This is a genomic window from Microbacterium pratiae (assembly GCF_047302165.1).
Classification (GTDB): Bacteria; Actinomycetota; Actinomycetes; order Actinomycetales; family Microbacteriaceae; genus Microbacterium.
Genome location: NZ_CP154843.1, coordinates 1,365,249 through 1,380,663, shown reverse-complemented (window position 1 = coordinate 1,380,663; position 15,415 = coordinate 1,365,249). Strand labels below are relative to the sequence as shown.

Annotated in this window: 19 protein-coding genes; 4 read left to right on the top strand and 15 right to left on the bottom strand. The window is 68.3% G+C overall.

Annotated features, from left to right (window positions below; genetic code table 11):
• The gene (locus AA0Y20_RS06410) at nt 1–1,254 is read right to left on the bottom strand and encodes an FAD-binding protein (protein ID WP_412938181.1); all 1,254 of its coding nucleotides are present in this window, start codon (nt 1,252–1,254) and stop codon (nt 1–3) included.
• Nucleotides 1,255–1,536: 282 nt separating this feature from the next.
• Here AA0Y20_RS06410 and AA0Y20_RS06405 point away from each other — a divergent pair, with 282 nt between their 5' ends.
• The 4 genes from AA0Y20_RS06405 to AA0Y20_RS06390 are packed head-to-tail and all read left to right on the top strand — an operon-like array spanning nt 1,537 to nt 3,107.
• Entirely contained in the window at nt 1,537–1,809 is a 273-nt protein-coding gene (locus tag AA0Y20_RS06405) for a hypothetical protein (RefSeq protein ID WP_412938180.1), read from the top strand.
• On the top strand, nt 1,806–2,006 hold the full coding sequence (locus AA0Y20_RS06400) for a hypothetical protein (protein ID WP_412938179.1): 201 nt from the start codon (nt 1,806–1,808) through the stop codon (nt 2,004–2,006). The genes AA0Y20_RS06405 and AA0Y20_RS06400 overlap by 4 nt, the downstream gene beginning before the upstream one ends.
• Nucleotides 2,007–2,020: 14 nt before the next feature.
• A complete protein-coding gene (locus tag AA0Y20_RS06395) occupies nt 2,021–2,863 on the top strand; it encodes a tyrosine-type recombinase/integrase (protein ID WP_413332270.1) in 843 nt (280 codons plus the stop codon).
• A 10-nt stretch (nt 2,864–2,873) separates the two neighbouring features.
• A complete protein-coding gene (locus AA0Y20_RS06390; protein ID WP_412938177.1) occupies nt 2,874–3,107 on the top strand; it encodes a hypothetical protein in 234 nt (77 codons plus the stop codon).
• On the opposite strand, the gene AA0Y20_RS06385 is transcribed toward AA0Y20_RS06390, so the two are convergent.
• From AA0Y20_RS06385 to AA0Y20_RS06320, 14 genes are all read right to left on the bottom strand, one after another.
• Nucleotides 3,104–3,463: a hypothetical protein gene (locus AA0Y20_RS06385; RefSeq protein WP_412938176.1), complete on the bottom strand. Its 360-nt coding sequence runs from the start codon at nt 3,461–3,463 to the stop codon at nt 3,104–3,106. The two genes, AA0Y20_RS06390 and AA0Y20_RS06385, sit on opposite strands and share 4 nt — an antisense overlap.
• 38 nt (nt 3,464–3,501) lie before the next feature.
• The gene (locus tag AA0Y20_RS06380) at nt 3,502–4,215 is read right to left on the bottom strand and encodes a M23 family metallopeptidase (protein ID WP_412938175.1); all 714 of its coding nucleotides are present in this window, start codon (nt 4,213–4,215) and stop codon (nt 3,502–3,504) included.
• The gene (locus AA0Y20_RS06375) at nt 4,212–5,063 is read right to left on the bottom strand and encodes a tail fiber domain-containing protein (protein WP_412938173.1); all 852 of its coding nucleotides are present in this window, start codon (nt 5,061–5,063) and stop codon (nt 4,212–4,214) included. Before AA0Y20_RS06375 ends, AA0Y20_RS06380 begins: the two co-directional genes overlap by 4 nt.
• An 11-nt stretch (nt 5,064–5,074) precedes the next feature.
• Nucleotides 5,075–6,757 (bottom strand): hypothetical protein, encoded by a 1,683-nt coding sequence (locus AA0Y20_RS06370; protein WP_412938172.1) that lies wholly within the window; start codon nt 6,755–6,757, stop codon nt 5,075–5,077.
• On the bottom strand, nt 6,754–7,131 hold the full coding sequence (locus AA0Y20_RS06365) for a hypothetical protein (protein ID WP_412938170.1): 378 nt from the start codon (nt 7,129–7,131) through the stop codon (nt 6,754–6,756). Before AA0Y20_RS06365 ends, AA0Y20_RS06370 begins: the two co-directional genes overlap by 4 nt.
• Nucleotide 7,132: 1 nt before the next feature.
• Nucleotides 7,133–8,317 (bottom strand): hypothetical protein, encoded by a 1,185-nt coding sequence (locus AA0Y20_RS06360; protein ID WP_412938169.1) that lies wholly within the window; start codon nt 8,315–8,317, stop codon nt 7,133–7,135.
• A 59-nt stretch (nt 8,318–8,376) separates the two neighbouring features.
• Complete coding sequence (locus AA0Y20_RS06355; protein WP_412938168.1) at nt 8,377–8,883, bottom strand: hypothetical protein; 507 nt, start codon at nt 8,881–8,883, stop codon at nt 8,377–8,379.
• A gap of 12 nt (nt 8,884–8,895) precedes the next feature.
• On the bottom strand, nt 8,896–9,321 hold the full coding sequence (locus AA0Y20_RS06350) for a hypothetical protein (protein ID WP_412938167.1): 426 nt from the start codon (nt 9,319–9,321) through the stop codon (nt 8,896–8,898).
• A 2-nt stretch (nt 9,322–9,323) separates the two neighbouring features.
• Nucleotides 9,324–9,698, bottom strand: a complete 375-nt coding sequence (locus AA0Y20_RS06345; RefSeq protein WP_412938165.1) for a hypothetical protein — start codon at nt 9,696–9,698, stop codon at nt 9,324–9,326.
• Nucleotides 9,695–10,648, bottom strand: coding sequence for a hypothetical protein (locus tag AA0Y20_RS06340; RefSeq protein WP_412938164.1), 954 nt, complete (start codon nt 10,646–10,648; stop codon nt 9,695–9,697). Before AA0Y20_RS06340 ends, AA0Y20_RS06345 begins: the two co-directional genes overlap by 4 nt.
• A 22-nt stretch (nt 10,649–10,670) precedes the next feature.
• A complete protein-coding gene (locus AA0Y20_RS06335; protein WP_412938163.1) occupies nt 10,671–12,284 on the bottom strand; it encodes a hypothetical protein in 1,614 nt (537 codons plus the stop codon).
• Complete coding sequence (locus tag AA0Y20_RS06330; protein WP_412938161.1) at nt 12,281–13,393, bottom strand: hypothetical protein; 1,113 nt, start codon at nt 13,391–13,393, stop codon at nt 12,281–12,283. Before AA0Y20_RS06330 ends, AA0Y20_RS06335 begins: the two co-directional genes overlap by 4 nt.
• 61 nt (nt 13,394–13,454) lie before the next feature.
• The gene (locus AA0Y20_RS06325) at nt 13,455–15,026 is read right to left on the bottom strand and encodes a hypothetical protein (RefSeq protein WP_412938160.1); all 1,572 of its coding nucleotides are present in this window, start codon (nt 15,024–15,026) and stop codon (nt 13,455–13,457) included.
• Between the two features lie 104 nt (nt 15,027–15,130).
• Nucleotides 15,131–15,337 (bottom strand): hypothetical protein, encoded by a 207-nt coding sequence (locus AA0Y20_RS06320; protein ID WP_412938158.1) that lies wholly within the window; start codon nt 15,335–15,337, stop codon nt 15,131–15,133.
• Nucleotides 15,338–15,415 lie beyond the last annotated feature (78 nt).

Genomic DNA, 15,415 nt, shown 5'->3' with positions numbered 1-15,415 from the left:
TCAGCGCGACGGGATGCCCAGCACCCGCTCCAGGTAGGGGCCCGAGAACTTCCCGTCCGGGTCGACGCGGGCGACGAGCCTCCGGAAGTCGTCCAGATGCGGAAGCGACTCGCCGACCGGCATCGAGAACACCTTGCCCCAGTGCGGGCGGGGATCGAACGGCGCGAGCGCGCGCTCGACGTGCGATATCGCCGCGTTCACGGCATCCGGTTCGTTCTTCCACGTGAAGTGGATGCACACGCTGTCGCGCCCGAACCCGGGAGAGAGCCAGAGCTCATCGGCCGCGACGGTGCGCAGCTCGGTCACGAGGAGGGCGGGCTCGACCCGATCGGCGATCGAGCGGACGGCGGCGATCGCCTCGACGGCCGCCGCACGGTCGACCCAGTACTCGGTCTGGATCTCGTCGCCGTTCGACGGGGTCGCATCGATCCGGAAGTGCGGCAGGCGCTCGCACCAGTCCCCGGGGATGCCGCCCTGCTCGGTGGTGTTGTCGACCCCGTCGGCCGCCGGCGAGTCCGCTTTGGCCGTGACGCGTCGCGCGCTCAGCAGCCGCTCCGGCATGTCGGGAGCCGACGCGTCGTCGAGGCGCTCCTTGATCCAGACCTCCCCGACGTCGGGGGTGTTCCAGCGAGTGAAGACGCTGACGCTGTAGGCGGATGCCGTCACCTCGTCGAACCGCGCGAAGAGGTCGTCCCACGTCAGACCGGTGTAGGTGTCCTGACGCACCTGGTACGTCGGCTCGATCGCGAGGGTCAGCCGGACGACGGGCCCGAGTGCGCCGAGGTGCACGACACTGCCCGCGAAGTCGGCGTCACCGGCCGAGACCGTGCGCAGTTCGCCGTCCGGGCCGATGAACTCCAGCGCCCGCACCGCCGTCGCGAGCGACCCGTTGCCGTCGCCCGAGCCGTGGGTCGACGTCGCCGTCGCACCCCCGACGGAGATGTGGGGCAATGACCCCATGTTGTGGAGCGCCCAGCCGTGATCGGCGAGGTGCCGCGCGACGACGGCGTAACGCGTTCCGGCTCCCACTGTCACGGTCCGCTCTCGCTCATCGATGACGATCTCGGGGTCGATCCCGGTCAGATCGAGGAGGACGCCGGGGGCGTCGGCGAGGTCATTGAAGGAGTGTCGGGTTCCGAGAGTGCGGATGCGGCCGTGCGAGGCGACCATGCGCTGCGCCTCGGCGATCGTCGTCGGCGTGAGCACTCCTTTCGCGGCGAAGGTGTGTGTTCCGGCCCAGTTCCGTTCGGTCACGAGCCCACGCTACGCGATGAGCGTCAAAAATGTATAGAACCACAACAAAGGCGCGGGGTGGACGCAGAACAAGGTGGACACAAAACAAAGAAGCCCCCGCAGAGCGGAGGCTTCTCGTTCACTGTCTCAACACAGTGTGCGCCCGAAGGGACTCGAACCCCTAACCTTCTGGTCTGTAGTCGAGGAGGACTTCTGGACCCCGGAGCGGGCGGATTCGTGGGCCTCGCTCGCGTGTCAGGTTTCTCCTGACGCCGGAATCGCGACCGGTATCGAGGTGGCATCGTGACCTCTCAGCGCCCGAAGCGGGAGCGTGACGCCCTCGAATTCATCGCCATGCTGAAACGCCTGATCCGGCGTTCGGGCGAGCGTGTGGCGCAAGCGGATGAGTTCGAGCTTGCCGAGCTCGTCGAGCTTCGCGACGAGCTAGAGACGGCGATCCAGGTCGCCATCGACGGACAGCGGGCCGTGGGTCGGTCCTGGCAGCACATCGCGGACGCGCTCGGGATCACACGTCAGAGCGCCCACCAGCGGTACGGGAAGCGAGAGAGCGCATGATTGATTGGTACGACGAGGGCGCGCTAGAGGGCTGCCACGAGGTCGTATCTTGCCCCGAGTGCCCGAGTGAGCTTGGCGTCGCGGATGCCCGCGTGTGGCGGCTGGAGCACAACGCCGACGGCTCGCACACGGCGGTCACCATGCCGCTTGATAACGATTCGGAAAGCGCGTTCCTCAGCACGCCTGAAGGTGACTGAGGATAGACCACGAAATGAACAGCACTGGGGAGTGGGCGGCACCTATCGCCGCATTCATCACCGCGCAGACCGCCGCCGGGATTGCGCGCACGTCGATCTACACACGGAGGCAGCACCTACAGCACATCGCGTCTCGCGTCCCGTACGGGCCGTGGGAGCTTACGTCGGATGACCTGGCCGGGTTCATGGCCTCGCAGAACTGGGCACGCGAGACACGCCGGTCACGGCTCACCACCTACAAGGCGTTCTACGGGTGGGCGTTGAAGTTCGGGCGCATCGATGCGGACCCGACCGTCGCGCTCGCGAAGGTGAAGCCGGGTGACCCGAACCCCCGTCCGGTGCCCGAGCGGGTCTACCTGGAAGCGCTCGTGCGGGCCGACGAGGACGAACGCTTGTGGATCGACCTCGCGGCCGAGCACGGCCTACGTCGAGGCGAGATAGCCGTCATCCACTCGCACGACATCGTGGAGACGCTGCTGGGTTATGACCTCGTGGTGCACGGCAAGGGCGATAAGACGAGAGACGTACCGCTCACGGGTGCGATGGCGCGTGCGCTGCTGGGCCGCGTCGAGGCGCAGGGCCGCGGATACCTGTTCCGGGGCGACGAGGACGGGCACGTGTCGGCCCGGTGGCTCGGGAAGCGGATCAACCGGCTGCTCGATGGCGATTGGACGATCCACAAGCTGCGACACCGTGCGGCCACCCGGTTCTGGGTCGCGGCGAACGGTGACCCGTACGTCGTGGCCGACCTCATGGGATGGGCGAGCCTCGCAATGGTGCGGACCTACGTTCGCCTGCCGGATGATCGCAAGCGCCGGATCGTGGAGTCAGCCAGCCGCGTCCCGTCGCTGGTCTAGAGTCACGAGCATGGGGAATGCGGTTGCCGTGAGTCGGCGTCTGTTCTGGTTGGTGGCCGGTGTGCTCGCGGCGTTGCTCGTGGGCGTCGCGGTGCTCCTGGTCGTGATCGTGGGGCAGAACAACGCCGCCGCCGAACAGGCCGAGCACTCGCGATTCGTGGAGATATGCGAATCGCAGGTGTCCGACCCGTACGGCGACGGCTTTAACGCGATGATCGAGTGCGTGAACGCCCTGAAGGACTAAGCGTCCGGGCTGACTTTCAGCGCGAGTTCGGTCTTCTCGCCGTGGAGCTGCTGGATCACGGCCTCTTTCCGCTCGATCTCCTCTCGGAGCGCGGAAAGGGTGCCATTGGTCTGCTTGCGCACGACCTCGATGCGGTCGCCGACCTTGCCGAGGCCGTAGAGGACGGTCACGAGCGTGGTGAGGATGCCCGCGAACTGGACGATGGTCTGGACGAGCGTGGCGGACGCGTCGGGGCGGAACAGGTGCAGGAGCACGACCCCGGCGAGGCCGAGAACGATCATGATGGACACGGCCGCGAACACGAGGTTCTTGGACAGTCCGTCGGTTCCCGAGGGCGTGGGCTGCTGGTCGGTCATGGTGGCCTTTCGTTGGGCGCGTAGTGCGCGTCGGGTGGTCATTTGGTGAGCTTGGTGACGGCGGCGAGGATCTTGTCGACGGTGCCGCGAATGGCGTTGACGACGACGAGGATGCCGATCTTCGGGTCGCCGATGGCGTTCTGCATTCCGGCGACGATGCCCTCGATGTTTCGGGCGATGGCGACAGCCTCGGCGGATCGGCCGGCCGCTTTGAGCACGTGATCGTGGATGCCGATCTTCGGATCGCTGATCGCGTTGATGATGCCGGATAGTTGCGACTCAATGTTCTTCAGGCGAGCATCCTGTTCGGCGTTCATGTCGTCCTCCTCGGGTTCGAACGGTCGTGAGTTGTTGTCGGTGGGTCGGGCGAGCCAGGCTTCGGGGTCGAGGCGCTGGCCGTTGTGGCGGGTTTCCCAGTGGACGTGGAGGCCGGTGGTCTGCCCGGTGAGTCCCATGACCGCTACGTCGCCGCCCTCGGGGACGCGTGAGCCGACGGGCACGAGTGCGCGATCGCAGTGGGAGAGCCAGTGCACCCACCCGTCAGCGCCTCGGAGGACGGCGACGCGGCCGTGCACTTCCCATCCCTTGATGACGCCGAAGCTGTCGAGCACGACGTCTTCGGGCGCGACGAGGATCAAGCCCGCGTAGGCGTTGATGTCGAGGCCGTGGTGGCCTTCGGTGCGCTTGGTGACGGGGTTGACGCGGACGCCGTAGCGGTCGGTGTAGCGGCCTCGGCTGGGCGGGCGGGTCACTGTGCGTCCTCCAGTCGGCTGACGCGCGCGATGAGGCGCTGCACGACCGGCAGGAGGGCGAGGCCGATCATGTCGTAGTTGATGCCCTCGACGGTGCCGTCGGGGTTGCGGAAGCACGCCCACCCGAGTCCGGCTTCGTCCAGGCGCTCGGCGATGAGGCCCATTTCGCGGTGGTCGCTGCGGCTGATGGCGACCTTCCACTGATAGGAGACGAGCGAGAGCATGAGTACCTGTTCGTCGGTCACGTCCTCGGGGCGGATGTTCTTCTTGTAGCGCTCGGTGGAGGCGGCGTAGCCGAGCTGTCCGTCGTCCTGGACCCACACGGCGCGGCGGGTGCCACCGATGGAGCGGTTGTAGGTGTCGTTCCACAGGCGACCCTGCTTCGCCTCGGTGGCCTTCGTGTTCGCCTCGTTCGCGGTGCCCTGCGCACCGTTCGCGGTTCCCTGCGCGCCGTCGGCGGCGGCTTGTGCGGAACCTGCGCGGTTCCATGCGTCGAGCACGTTGTCGGGTGTTGCGACCGCGATGTCGGATGCCACGCCCTGCACGCGGAAGACGGCACGTCCGGCGGCGACGTTGTAATACACGCCGATGTCGCCCGCTCCCGCCGCCTCGATCTGAGCGAGGGCCTTGGGCTGGTTGAAGCTGTTGCGCGCGGGGACGCCGAGCGCGTTCCGTGCCGCTGCGGCCGTACTCGCCCCCGTGCCGCCTTTCGCGATGGGCGTGATGTCGTCGGTTCGCTCGGCGGTCCAGTCGGCGAGTCGGTTGATCTCGGTGTCGATAGTGTTCGCCGGGACGTTGCCCTGGACGGGCGGGAATCCGGCCGCGAGTGCGGCGTCTCCGATTGCCATGATGTGTTCTCCTACAGCTGGTCGATGGTGCCGACGAGTTGGTCGATGGTGCCGACGAGCAGGTCGATTGCGTTCGCGGGCGTGTCGGTGGTGCGGGTGGTGACGGTCATCTCGTCGCGGTCGAGGTTGAACTCGACGCGCGCCGTCCGGCCGGTCTGGATCGGGGCCGCGTCGAGGACGACGGTGATGGGCTGTTCGGCGGCTGCCTCCCAGTCGGCGACGGCGGTGGCACTGACCTCGCGTCCGCGTCCCTGCGCTCGCCTGACGGCGTACTCGCTGAACCCGGGGCCGGGGTAAGGGGTGGTGCGTTCGAAGGTGCGGACGCGGCTGTAGCCGGGGAGCGCGTAGGCGTCTGTCCGTTCCTGCTGCACGCCGTTGCGGTCGGTCCAGCGGTAGACGGTCACGGCCGCGTCGAACCAGAGCGCGTCGTCTCGGGACACCTTGTCGGTGCCGTCGACGAGGTTGATGGCGTGACGGATCGCGAGCGCACCGGGCGCGCTGTAGTCCTCGTTCCGGAGGGTGAAGGTGCCCATCTCGTCGCAGACGAGACGAAGCCCTGCGGCTTGCACGAGCGGCGCGAGGAAGTCGATCCCGCTTTGCCCTGCGCGCCACAGCATCGAGTCCGGGTCGCGGTCGATGATCGCGCGGCGGTTGCTGACGCTGAGGCCTGCGTCGCCTTCCCAGGTGTAGACGTAGCCGGGAGTGTTGGGGGTGAGGCCGTCGAAGTATCCCGTGTCCGTGGGGTCGCCGGTGTACTCGGAAAGCCGGAAGTCTGACCAGATGACGATGTCGGTGGACCGGAAGCCGTGGTAGGCCCGGAGGATCATGTTGGTGACGCCCACCGGGACACCGACTCGGAACATCACGTCGCCTGTGGTGTTCGCGGTCGTGGGGCCGGTGGCGGTTCCGGGGCGCGTGTAGCTGGCCCCGTTGTTGGTGGAGAAGTAGACCGCGAGTCGCGTCGATTCCGGGGTGGGGTTGGTGATGGACCCGCCTGTGCGAACTCGGGCGCGTACGACGATCTGCTTCCCGGCGAGGCGTGCCGCGTTGGGAATGCCGGTGTCGATGTAGGTGTCTGACCGGTTAGTGAGTCCGTAGAGGCGGAATCCTGTCTGCGCGACGTTCGCGAACCACGTCGAGCCAGTGCGCCGGTCGAAGGTGATGCCCGAGTGATTCCATCCGCTCGTGTTCACCGCGGCGGCGGGGTTCGGGACCTCGTTGGTGTTGTCGGCATAGGTGGTCACGTCAGCGTCCGGTCCGGCCGCGAGGGTGCGGCCGGGGATGCACTTGTCGAGCACGTAGTTAACGACGCCGCGGAGGGATGCCTGCCGGGTGAACAGTGACATGTCATCCACGAGCGGGGCCACGTCTTCGAGTAGCGCGTCCTCGGACGCGAGGGTGACGGAGACGAGGCCCTCGGCGTGGCGCACCTCGCGGTCGCGGAGGGTGAGCCGGAATTCGCGGGTGCGGTCGGGGCGTCCATCTTCGAAGGTGGAGTGCGCGGCGAGCGTGACGCGGGGCGGCGGCGAGACTCGCGTGTCGAGCGCTGCGAGGGTCGCGGCATCCGGCATGGCGATGGATAGCACGCTTCGGACGTGCGGGAACTGCGCTTCGTCCATCCCGACGGTTCCGCCTCGCACGCCGAGCGGGCGGCCTGCGGTCGCGGCCTGGTAGGTGTGGGTGGAGACGGTCACGCGCGCACCTCGGCGTAGTCCACAGCGACGACGAAGGCCGCTCGCGTCTCGTCCTCGATGATGCGTTCGACCCGTCCGCCTGCCGGGACGACGAATCGCATCCCGTAGGTTGCGCGGTCGGTGTCGGCGAGGGTGAACACGGCCGGGGTGCGGAGCACGCTCACAGCGGCTTCGGATGCGCTCTCGGCATCCGGACCCGCGAAACCGAGTTCAAGGCGACCGGTGCGGGGCGTAGCGCCGCGGAGGGTCCAATCAGGGTCACCCGCTCGCCCGAGGATCGGGTGCACGATGGCGCCGCCCTCGCTGGCCTCCGTCAGTCCGGTGAGGATCGTGGGGGTGATCGACAGATCGCCCGCCGTGATGTTCGTTGTCATGTCAGAACCAGGTGACCCCTCCGCGCGTGGACATCGCGCCGACCGGAATGGTGACGCCCTCGCGGATGCGCGCCTTCAGCGCATCGACCTTGCGGCGCGCTGCTGCGTCGTCAACCTCGACTGAGAACGTCTTGTTGCTGACCTGCTGGCGTTCGAGGGCGTCGATGTCCTCGTAAGCCCGCTGGGTCTTGGCGTCCACGACGATCTTCTTGCCGTCGGGTAGCTCGTAAATCTTGTTCCCGAGGTCGTCGGTTTCTTCGGTGGCGGTTCCGGCGCTGGTGGCGTAGTCGTAGAGCGCGTCAGCGGCGTTCTGCGCGCGCTGACGGCCCTCGGACATCACGCCGTTGAGTTCGTCCAGCGATTCCCGTCCGGCCTTCACGGAGTCGGCCATGTCGTAGGCCGCGCCCGCGTTCGCATCGACCTGGACCTCCTGCTCGGCGAGGCGACGGTTTGCCTCGTCGGTGCGGTCCTTCAGCGACTGCTCAGCGGTCGCGAGGGCGGTGGCGTCTCCCGCCATTGCCCGCATGGCGGTTGCGGTGTCCACGCCCCAGTTGCGGGCGTTCTCGCCCGCGACCTTGTACTTCTCGGGGTCGGTGGCAATGGCCTGAATCTCGGCGACGGTGTGGGCCGAGTCCACGATGCGGCCACCGGCCGAGATGTAGGCGTCGGCCCACTGCGCGGCGGCGGCGTTGAGTTCGTCCTGCTTCTCTTTCGCCTCCTCCTGACCGGCCGTGAACAGACCGAGGCCAGCGGCACCCGCCGCGAGCGCGAACGCCCCTGCGAGGCCAGCCGGTCCCATTGATGCGACGGTGCCCGCGAGGCCACCGAGGGTGTCTTGTCCGGTCTGCCCGAGGTCGGAGAGGTCGCCCCGGAAGCTCGACACCGCTTCGCTCAGGTTCGACCCGAACTCGCTTTGCAGTTCCTGCGCGCCCTCTTTCACCCGGTCGAGGTTCTTCGAGCCGTTGTCGCCCACAGCCTCGACGGCCTTATCGGCCTTCTTGGCGTCGGTCACCATGTCGCGGAAGGTGCGCTCGACGCGCTCGCCCGCCTTCTCGACCTCGCGGCCCATACCGGTCGCCGCGTCGCCCGCCCCGTCGATGGCGGTTTCAACGCGCTGGCCGTCCTGCTGGGCGGCGCGGGCCACGTCATCGAGCGCGTCGGAGACCCCTTCGAGGGCGTCGCCCACGTCCGTGACGTTGCGCACCGCCGCGCGCGTGTTGGCGGCGATGTCGAGAGTGAGGGCCATTACTCCTGCTTCCCTTCGAGGGCGTTGGCGATGGTGCGGACGGTGGTCTGGACCCACAGCGAGGCCATGCGGGGGACCATGCTTCGGGCGGTCGGGGTGAACACGTAGCCGGTGCGGCTGCGGCCCTTCAGCCCTCGCGTGACCTGGCGAGTCACCTTGTGGGCGTTCCCGCCTCGACGGCGGGTGTAGGTCGTCTTGGCGGTCTGCTGTGCGCCGTACTCGACGGCGTGATTGTCGGTCTTCGGGTTCAGGCCACCCGAGAGCGGGCGACCCTTGCCGGCCGTTTGCATCCGCACGTTCTGGTCGCTGACCGAGACGACGGCGGTGTCCACGAGCACGCGCTGTTCGAGGCGGGTGTTGGCGTGGCGGGCAAGGGCTTTCTTCCACTCAGGGGCGGCGATGCGCTTCGTCTCTCGGCGGATGATCTTCCGCACGGTGCGGTCGAGCGACTTGATGGCGTAGAGGGTCGCCTGTAGTTCGCGCGAGGCACGAGCGTCGATGCGCATCGCCGCCGCCTGTCAGGCCGCGACGGTGCGAGCGGGCTGGCCGTTCACGGGCCACGAGGCCGACGCCGTGGGCACGGTGTCGAGATCGCCACCGATGGCACCGGGGAGGATCAGCACGTCGCACTTGAACGTCGGCGCGGTCGCGGGCGAGACGGGCTTCTTGGGCTTGAACTCCACCGCCTTGACCTGACCGGCGTTCGCGATGCTGTACTGAGACAGCGAGTTGGCCGTCTCGTGGTCCTGCGCCCACGTGACCTCGCACACCCACTCGGGCGTGCCAGCGAGGTTGAAGATGGCGGCGGGCGTCATGCCCTTCCACTTCGCCTGGGGCACAGTCGGGGTGAGGACGACGCGCGAGACGGCGGCCTCGTAGTTGTCGGCCCCGATGATGAGGGTGATGTCGTTGAGGATGATCGGCTTGACGGCGATGGTGGCCACGGTTACTCCTTGGATGCGGTGATGATGAGCGGGATGTCGTACGCGAGCCGGTCGTTATAGGCGACCTGCGTGGCGTCCTCGTGCTGGAATCGCGTGTCGAGGTAGTCGAGGGCGGCGGTCACGAACCCTTCGAGCTGCGTCCCGGCCTTGTCCATGTCCTCGTGCGGACTGATGATCGTGAGCAGGACGCGCACGTTTCGGTGCGAGAGGGGCGCTTCAGGGCACCGGCCGATGCCGGTCTGGCGAAGCTGCGCGGTCGGCCCGCCGATGCGGTCGAGGCTGCGTTCGGTCGCGATGACGCGGAGCGACGCGAGGTCCGCGTCGGCCTTCCAGTCGGCCGCGAGGATCGCTTCGAGCGACTTCGGGATGCTGGTCACAGGATCGCCCCCATTCCCTGCGCGGGGCGCAGGAGTTGCTTCACGTGCCAGTCGAGCGGGTACGACGTGGCGATGCCGTAGCCGCCCGCCGTGGGGTCGCTGCTGGGACCGCCCGCCGCTCCCCCGGCGTTGTAGATGTTGCGGGCCTGCATCGCCTGCGCGAGCACCCACTCGTCGGGGATCGTCGGCTCGAACACGAAAGGCCGGTACGTCTGGACGCTGGAAGATGCGTTCTCAGCGCCCTCCCACGCGTGCGAGTACGTGCGGTCACCCACGGTGACAGCCGCAGAGTTGCCATCGAAGAACGCGCCCGAGACTCGTCCCGAGTCGATAGCAATCGCCGTGACCTCGAACCACTCACCAACCTGTCCCGCACCCGACACCAGGGTGATGCCGGACGATGCGTTCGACACTCCGCCGAATGTCTCTCCGGAGACGACAATCTCCTGCGGTTCCGGTGTCACCTGGACACTCCCGATGTTGGATGCTCCGTTCGTAGCTCCCGTGTTCGGCCGCATGGAAATGGAGAGAGGCGCGGACAGAACGCCTCGCACACGGAGCCGCACCGTCACCGGCTGACGTTCACCGGGCATCCCGACGCCGACACGGATAGCGACGGCGCGCGCTGCCCCCGTATCGGTTCGGGTCCAACGAACAGCGGTCGGAACATCGCCGGGAAAGTCGAACACGTTCGACATCGACCCCAGGTGCCCTACCCAAAAGGTCGGGTTGAGGCCTGTCCCCCGGGGGTCGCGCACGGGGTTGCGGCGGTGGAGGGTCACCGGGCCGAGCGCAACCTCGCCGGTCTCATCACGGGTGGGGGCGTAGGCGACGCACGCGGCTTTGGCGGCGGCGAGGTAGAGCGCCAGGATGGCGGGTTCCTCGGTCGGCGCGTCGGGCCAGATGTAGGCCAGCGCGTCGGTGTCGTCTGCTGTGAGCCAGCGTGCCATGTCGTCTACGCCCCCCGGTGTCTCAGACCGAAGCGACCGTGACGGTGCGGACGGCGTTGGCGTTCGCCTCGAGCACGGCCCAGTAGCCGAACACGGCCACGTCGGTCGCGCCGTTGCCGGGGACGACGCCCTCGACACGGATCGGCGTCTCGCCGAGCTCGTAGAACGTCAGGGCCTCGCGGGCACCGACGGTGACCTTGCCGGTGCCGACCGCGCCGGGGACGATCTTGAACCCGGCGAAGTCGCCCTCCTCCAGGCCGAACCCGGCGTTGAGGAATGCGAGCTTGTCGTCGTCGGCCATGAGCACGATGTCGCGCCAGAGTTCGGGCGAGACGACGGCGTAGGCGGGGCGGTTCTCGGTCTGGATGATCGCGAGCGCGGCGTCCACGATGGCGGCGAGGCCCTTGGGGACGCCGGTCGGGACGGCACCGGGAGCGGTGACCGTGCCCTTGGCACCGGCCGCGATGATCGCGGCGAGGGCCTTGGCGTCGGTCTTGCGCTTGTAGTCCTCGGCCTGGTTGACGAGGTACGACGCAACGACGGCCTGGTCGTTGAAGTCCGTGAACCGGCGGTCGAGGCGGTGGCCTCCAGCGAGGCGCGCCGCGGTGACGGTGACCGGCTCGGTGTCGAGCGCGTTGGACGGCACCTCGGCGGTGTTGCCCGCGTAGTCGGCCATCTCGGGCCGCTTGCCGTCCACCCACTTCCAGCCCTTCATCTCCCAGTTGGTGAGGGGCGCGTGGCCGAGCAGGGGAACGAACCGGCGCGCGTAGGCGGCGCGGGTCCAGAGTTCGCCGAGGTAGCCGGTTTCCTGCGTGTCGGCACCGACGGTGACGGTGGTGCCGTTGTTCTGCTGGACCGTCTGGAGGGCGAACAGTTCGCCCGCCTGGCGGTACGGCTGGAGGGCGCTGGGGTCGTTCCGGGCGATGGCCGAGAACAGGCCGTCGAGCGTGGGGCGGGGGGCGGTGGCGGCGGTGCCGTCGGGGACGATGTTGGTACCCATGAGGGCGGTTTCCTCTCGGTCGGTGTCCTCGGCCTCGTCGGCTTCGGTGTCGGTGTTGTCGGTGGGCGCGGGTTCGGTGGTGGTGGATTCCACGACGGTGCTCGTCGTGGTGGTCGTGCCGTCGTCGGCGGTGGTGCGCTCGGTGTCCTCGACGCGCTGCCAGGTAACGCCCTCGGCGTCGGTGTAGCGGTCCTCGTGGTGCTCGCTCGTCTCGATGGCGAACAGGGCGGCGGACGCGAACGCGCCCTCGTCCACGAGCGCGCCCCCGGTGAGGCGGGATCGCACGGCTTCGGCCCCGCGACGGATGAGGCCGGTGACCTCGGCGGAGAGCTTGCGGAGCGTGTTGCGCTCGTCGCGGAGGTAGGCGTCGCCCTCGTCGGTGTCGGCGATGCGGAACTCGGCGTAGACGCCCTCGGTGCGCTTCTCCAGGAGCGTCGCGCGGCCGACGGGATCGAACCGGTTGTGGCGACGGTTGAGGGTGACGACGGCGGGATCGCGGGGCAGATCGACGGATGCCGCGGAGAACATGACCGGCTCGGTGGCCGACATACTCGTCCGGGACAGTTCACCAAACGGCAGGAGAATGCCGCGTAGCGTGCGCGTCTCGGGGTCGTAGGAGAACTCTCCATTGGTCATGCGGTTGCCTCCTCGGCGGGTGCTGCCGCCTCGATGGCGGGCGGCGTGGCGGGTGTGGCCTGCGCGCCGTGGGTGTCGTTCGGCGTGGTGGTCAGGTTCGAGCGGTTGAACCGGATGACCTTGCGCTCATTGCCGGTGAGGTCGGACATCGAGAGGCGCGCTTCGATGGGGGCGAGCCAGTATTCGAGGTCGTCCACGAGGCCTTGCCGGTCGCCCTCCTGGGTGACGTAGGTGAGCGAGGCGGTGGCGGTGGACCCGTCGAGGTACGACACCGGGAGGTTGACCTGGTTGGCGATGTCGATGCGCGAGGCGTTGCGGCCCTTGTCGTAGAGGTCGGCTTCGACCTGGCCGTGCACGTCGAGTTCGAGTTTCGCGGGCAAGAACCCGATCATGCCGTTGGCGCTCGTGCGGCCGGTGGCCCACATGTCCACGTACCGCTTGGCCTCGTCCTGGGTCACGGTGTCGGGTTGCGCCTCGCGAAGCACGACGAGCGGAATCGGGTTGCGGACGCGGCCGACCCACGAGCGCTCCATGTGCCGCCATCCGGCGATGGTGTCGCGCGCGGTGGACAGGAGTCCGGCGTCGGGACCGCAGTAGAGGATGACGCTCGTCGGGTCCGTGACGTGAAACCAGTCGATAGCGACGCCCGTAGGGCTGGCAGTGTCGAACTGCCAGCGGTGGCGGGCGACGCGCTCGGCGTCGGTGATCGCGCCAGACTCGTCGCGCTCGACGGTCCAGAGGGACCACCCGGTGAAGAGCACGTCATCGAACGTCCAGGCCATGCGGTGCCAGGGCGTCTGCGACACGTCGCCGGTCGTGGTGAGCCAGGCGGGCTGGTTGGCGTCGGGGACAAAGCGGCCCTCGACCATCTCGCCGATCTGGAGCGGGAGGTCGGAGCACCGGCCGACGATGACGGCGCGGGCCTTCTTGACGGGGCTGACGGTCATCGCGACTTCGCGGGTGATGAGTTCGGTGTCCTCGGAACCGTAGATGTCGCGGTAGACGAGCGACTGGAGTTCAGCGCTCGGGGCGTAGGGAAGCTGCACGTTGGGTGCGAGCGCGCCCGACGCCGGAAGGCGGGAGCCGAAGAGGCGATCTAGGAGTGACATCGGTGATGACTTTCGACGGGGGCGGATCGGAAGTGTTAGCCGGGGCTGTGGATAACTGCGATCAGGTGGCGACGATGGGGCCGAACGCCTCGGGCTTGCCGGGGTCGGGCAGGGCGTAGATCGCGGCGGCGACCGCTTCGAGCGGCGTGATGTCGAATGTCGGATCATGGTCGGGGATGCCGAACAGGACGGACTTCCCGGCCATGCGCTTGACGGCACCGCTCGCGGCCTTATCGAGCGGGGCTTGCTCCCAGTGCGCCACGGTGTCGTGTGTGATGCCGTTGAGCAGGCGGGTGTGGGAGACGGCTTTCTCGCCGAACGTGAGCGGGCGGGTGGTCGGCCGGGGGCGTGCCACGCGCATGAGGTCTTGCACGACGGATTTCTCCTGTGCTGCGCCGCCGTCGTAGACGATGGGCAGTCGTAGCTGCTTGACGTACTGCCAGAGCTTGCGTTCGAGGTGCGCGTTGCCCTCCTGGTGGTGCAGGAGCTTGAACCCGACGCGCGGCGGGCGCGCCTCGGTGTCGTCGCCGTCGAGCGCCCACGCGGCGGATGCCAGGTCCGAACCGTCGTCGGGGAGATACCATGCGACGGCGATGGACGCCCACAGTCCTCCGGGGTGCACGGCGAACGCGAGCGCCTGGGAGGTTACCCCGGTCGGGACGCCTCCCGGCTGGGTCGTCTTGATCCAGCCGGCCGATGCGATCACCGTGTCATTGCCCGCGGCTCGGCCGAAGTGCCCGAGGTACTCCATCGCGAAGCGGAGCCACCCGAGGATCGGGAAGTTACGTCGGATCGACTCGATGGTCGTGAGGCCGTCGAGGCCGGGGTGGATGCGCTCGATGATCGGGCCAACCTGTTCCCACGTCTGTAGCTGGTCGTCGCTCACGTCGTCAGCGACGCCGAACCGGATGCGCCCCGCGTCGGGGTCATGGAGGGTTGCCCAGAAGTGCGAGCCGTCGCGGTACTTGCCACCGGTCCCGGCGTAGATGAGTTGGGAGCCGGGGCCTCGGGTGTCGAACGACGGGACGACAGCGCCCACGATGTCATCCCACATGTCCGGCTCGGCCTCGCCGCCCTCATCGAGCACCAGCGCGTCGTACGCGCCCGATCGCACGTCGTCGCCATTGGGCGAGAGCACGGCGAGCTTGGAGCCGTTCGCGGGGAACTCGATCCCGAGCGACCCGTTCGACTCCATGAGCTTGACCGGCATCCCCTTGGGGTCGCGCCACTTACGGCGGATCGGGTCACGCACGTCGAGCTTGAACCGCTCCCCCGCCTTCTTCGCGGTCGTCAGCATCGTGTATCCGGCCATGTAGACGGGGCGCATCCAGCACCGGCCGATGAGCACGCACCACAGGCTCGTGGTCTTCGAGGAACGGCGGGGTTCGAGGACGGCGTTGGCGAACCGCTCGGCGGCGAGCACGTCGGCGGTGAGGAGCATCTGCGGTTGCAGGTTGCCGAGCAGGCTTCCGCCGAGACGCGGCGGCACGAGCTTGTCGAGCACCCACGCGCCGACCAGGAACTCGACGCGCGTCTGATAGCTCGTGACCACGGGCGAGATGTCGAGGGGATCGCGGCCGCTGTCGCGAAGCTCGACCCACGCCGCCTCCTCGATCAGGGGATGCGCGAGCACGTCGGGAGGGACCGGCGTCCCGTCCCAGTCGAACACATCGTGCCTGGTCAGGGGGGGGATTTCGCTGCCGGAGGCGGTAGTTGTAACGGCGTCGCTCAAAGAAGTCAGATCGGCCACGATGTTCCTTGGTTGGTCGGCTTGGTGATGGCTCGGTGTCGGGCGTTGGTCTTGGCTGCGCCGTCGGTGCCGCCGTGGGCGCGGTTGCCCTTGCAGCATCCGGGCGTCTCGTGTCGGTGCTCGGGTGCGAGTTCGTGGAGAGCGGAGCCGAGCGCACCGGGCAGGTGGCCCACGTCGTAGGGCTGGCCAGGCATGATCCCGCCGCCGCCTCGCCAGCACAGGACGGGACGGTGCGCTCGGTGCGCCGCCTTGACGCGCTCTCGGATCACACG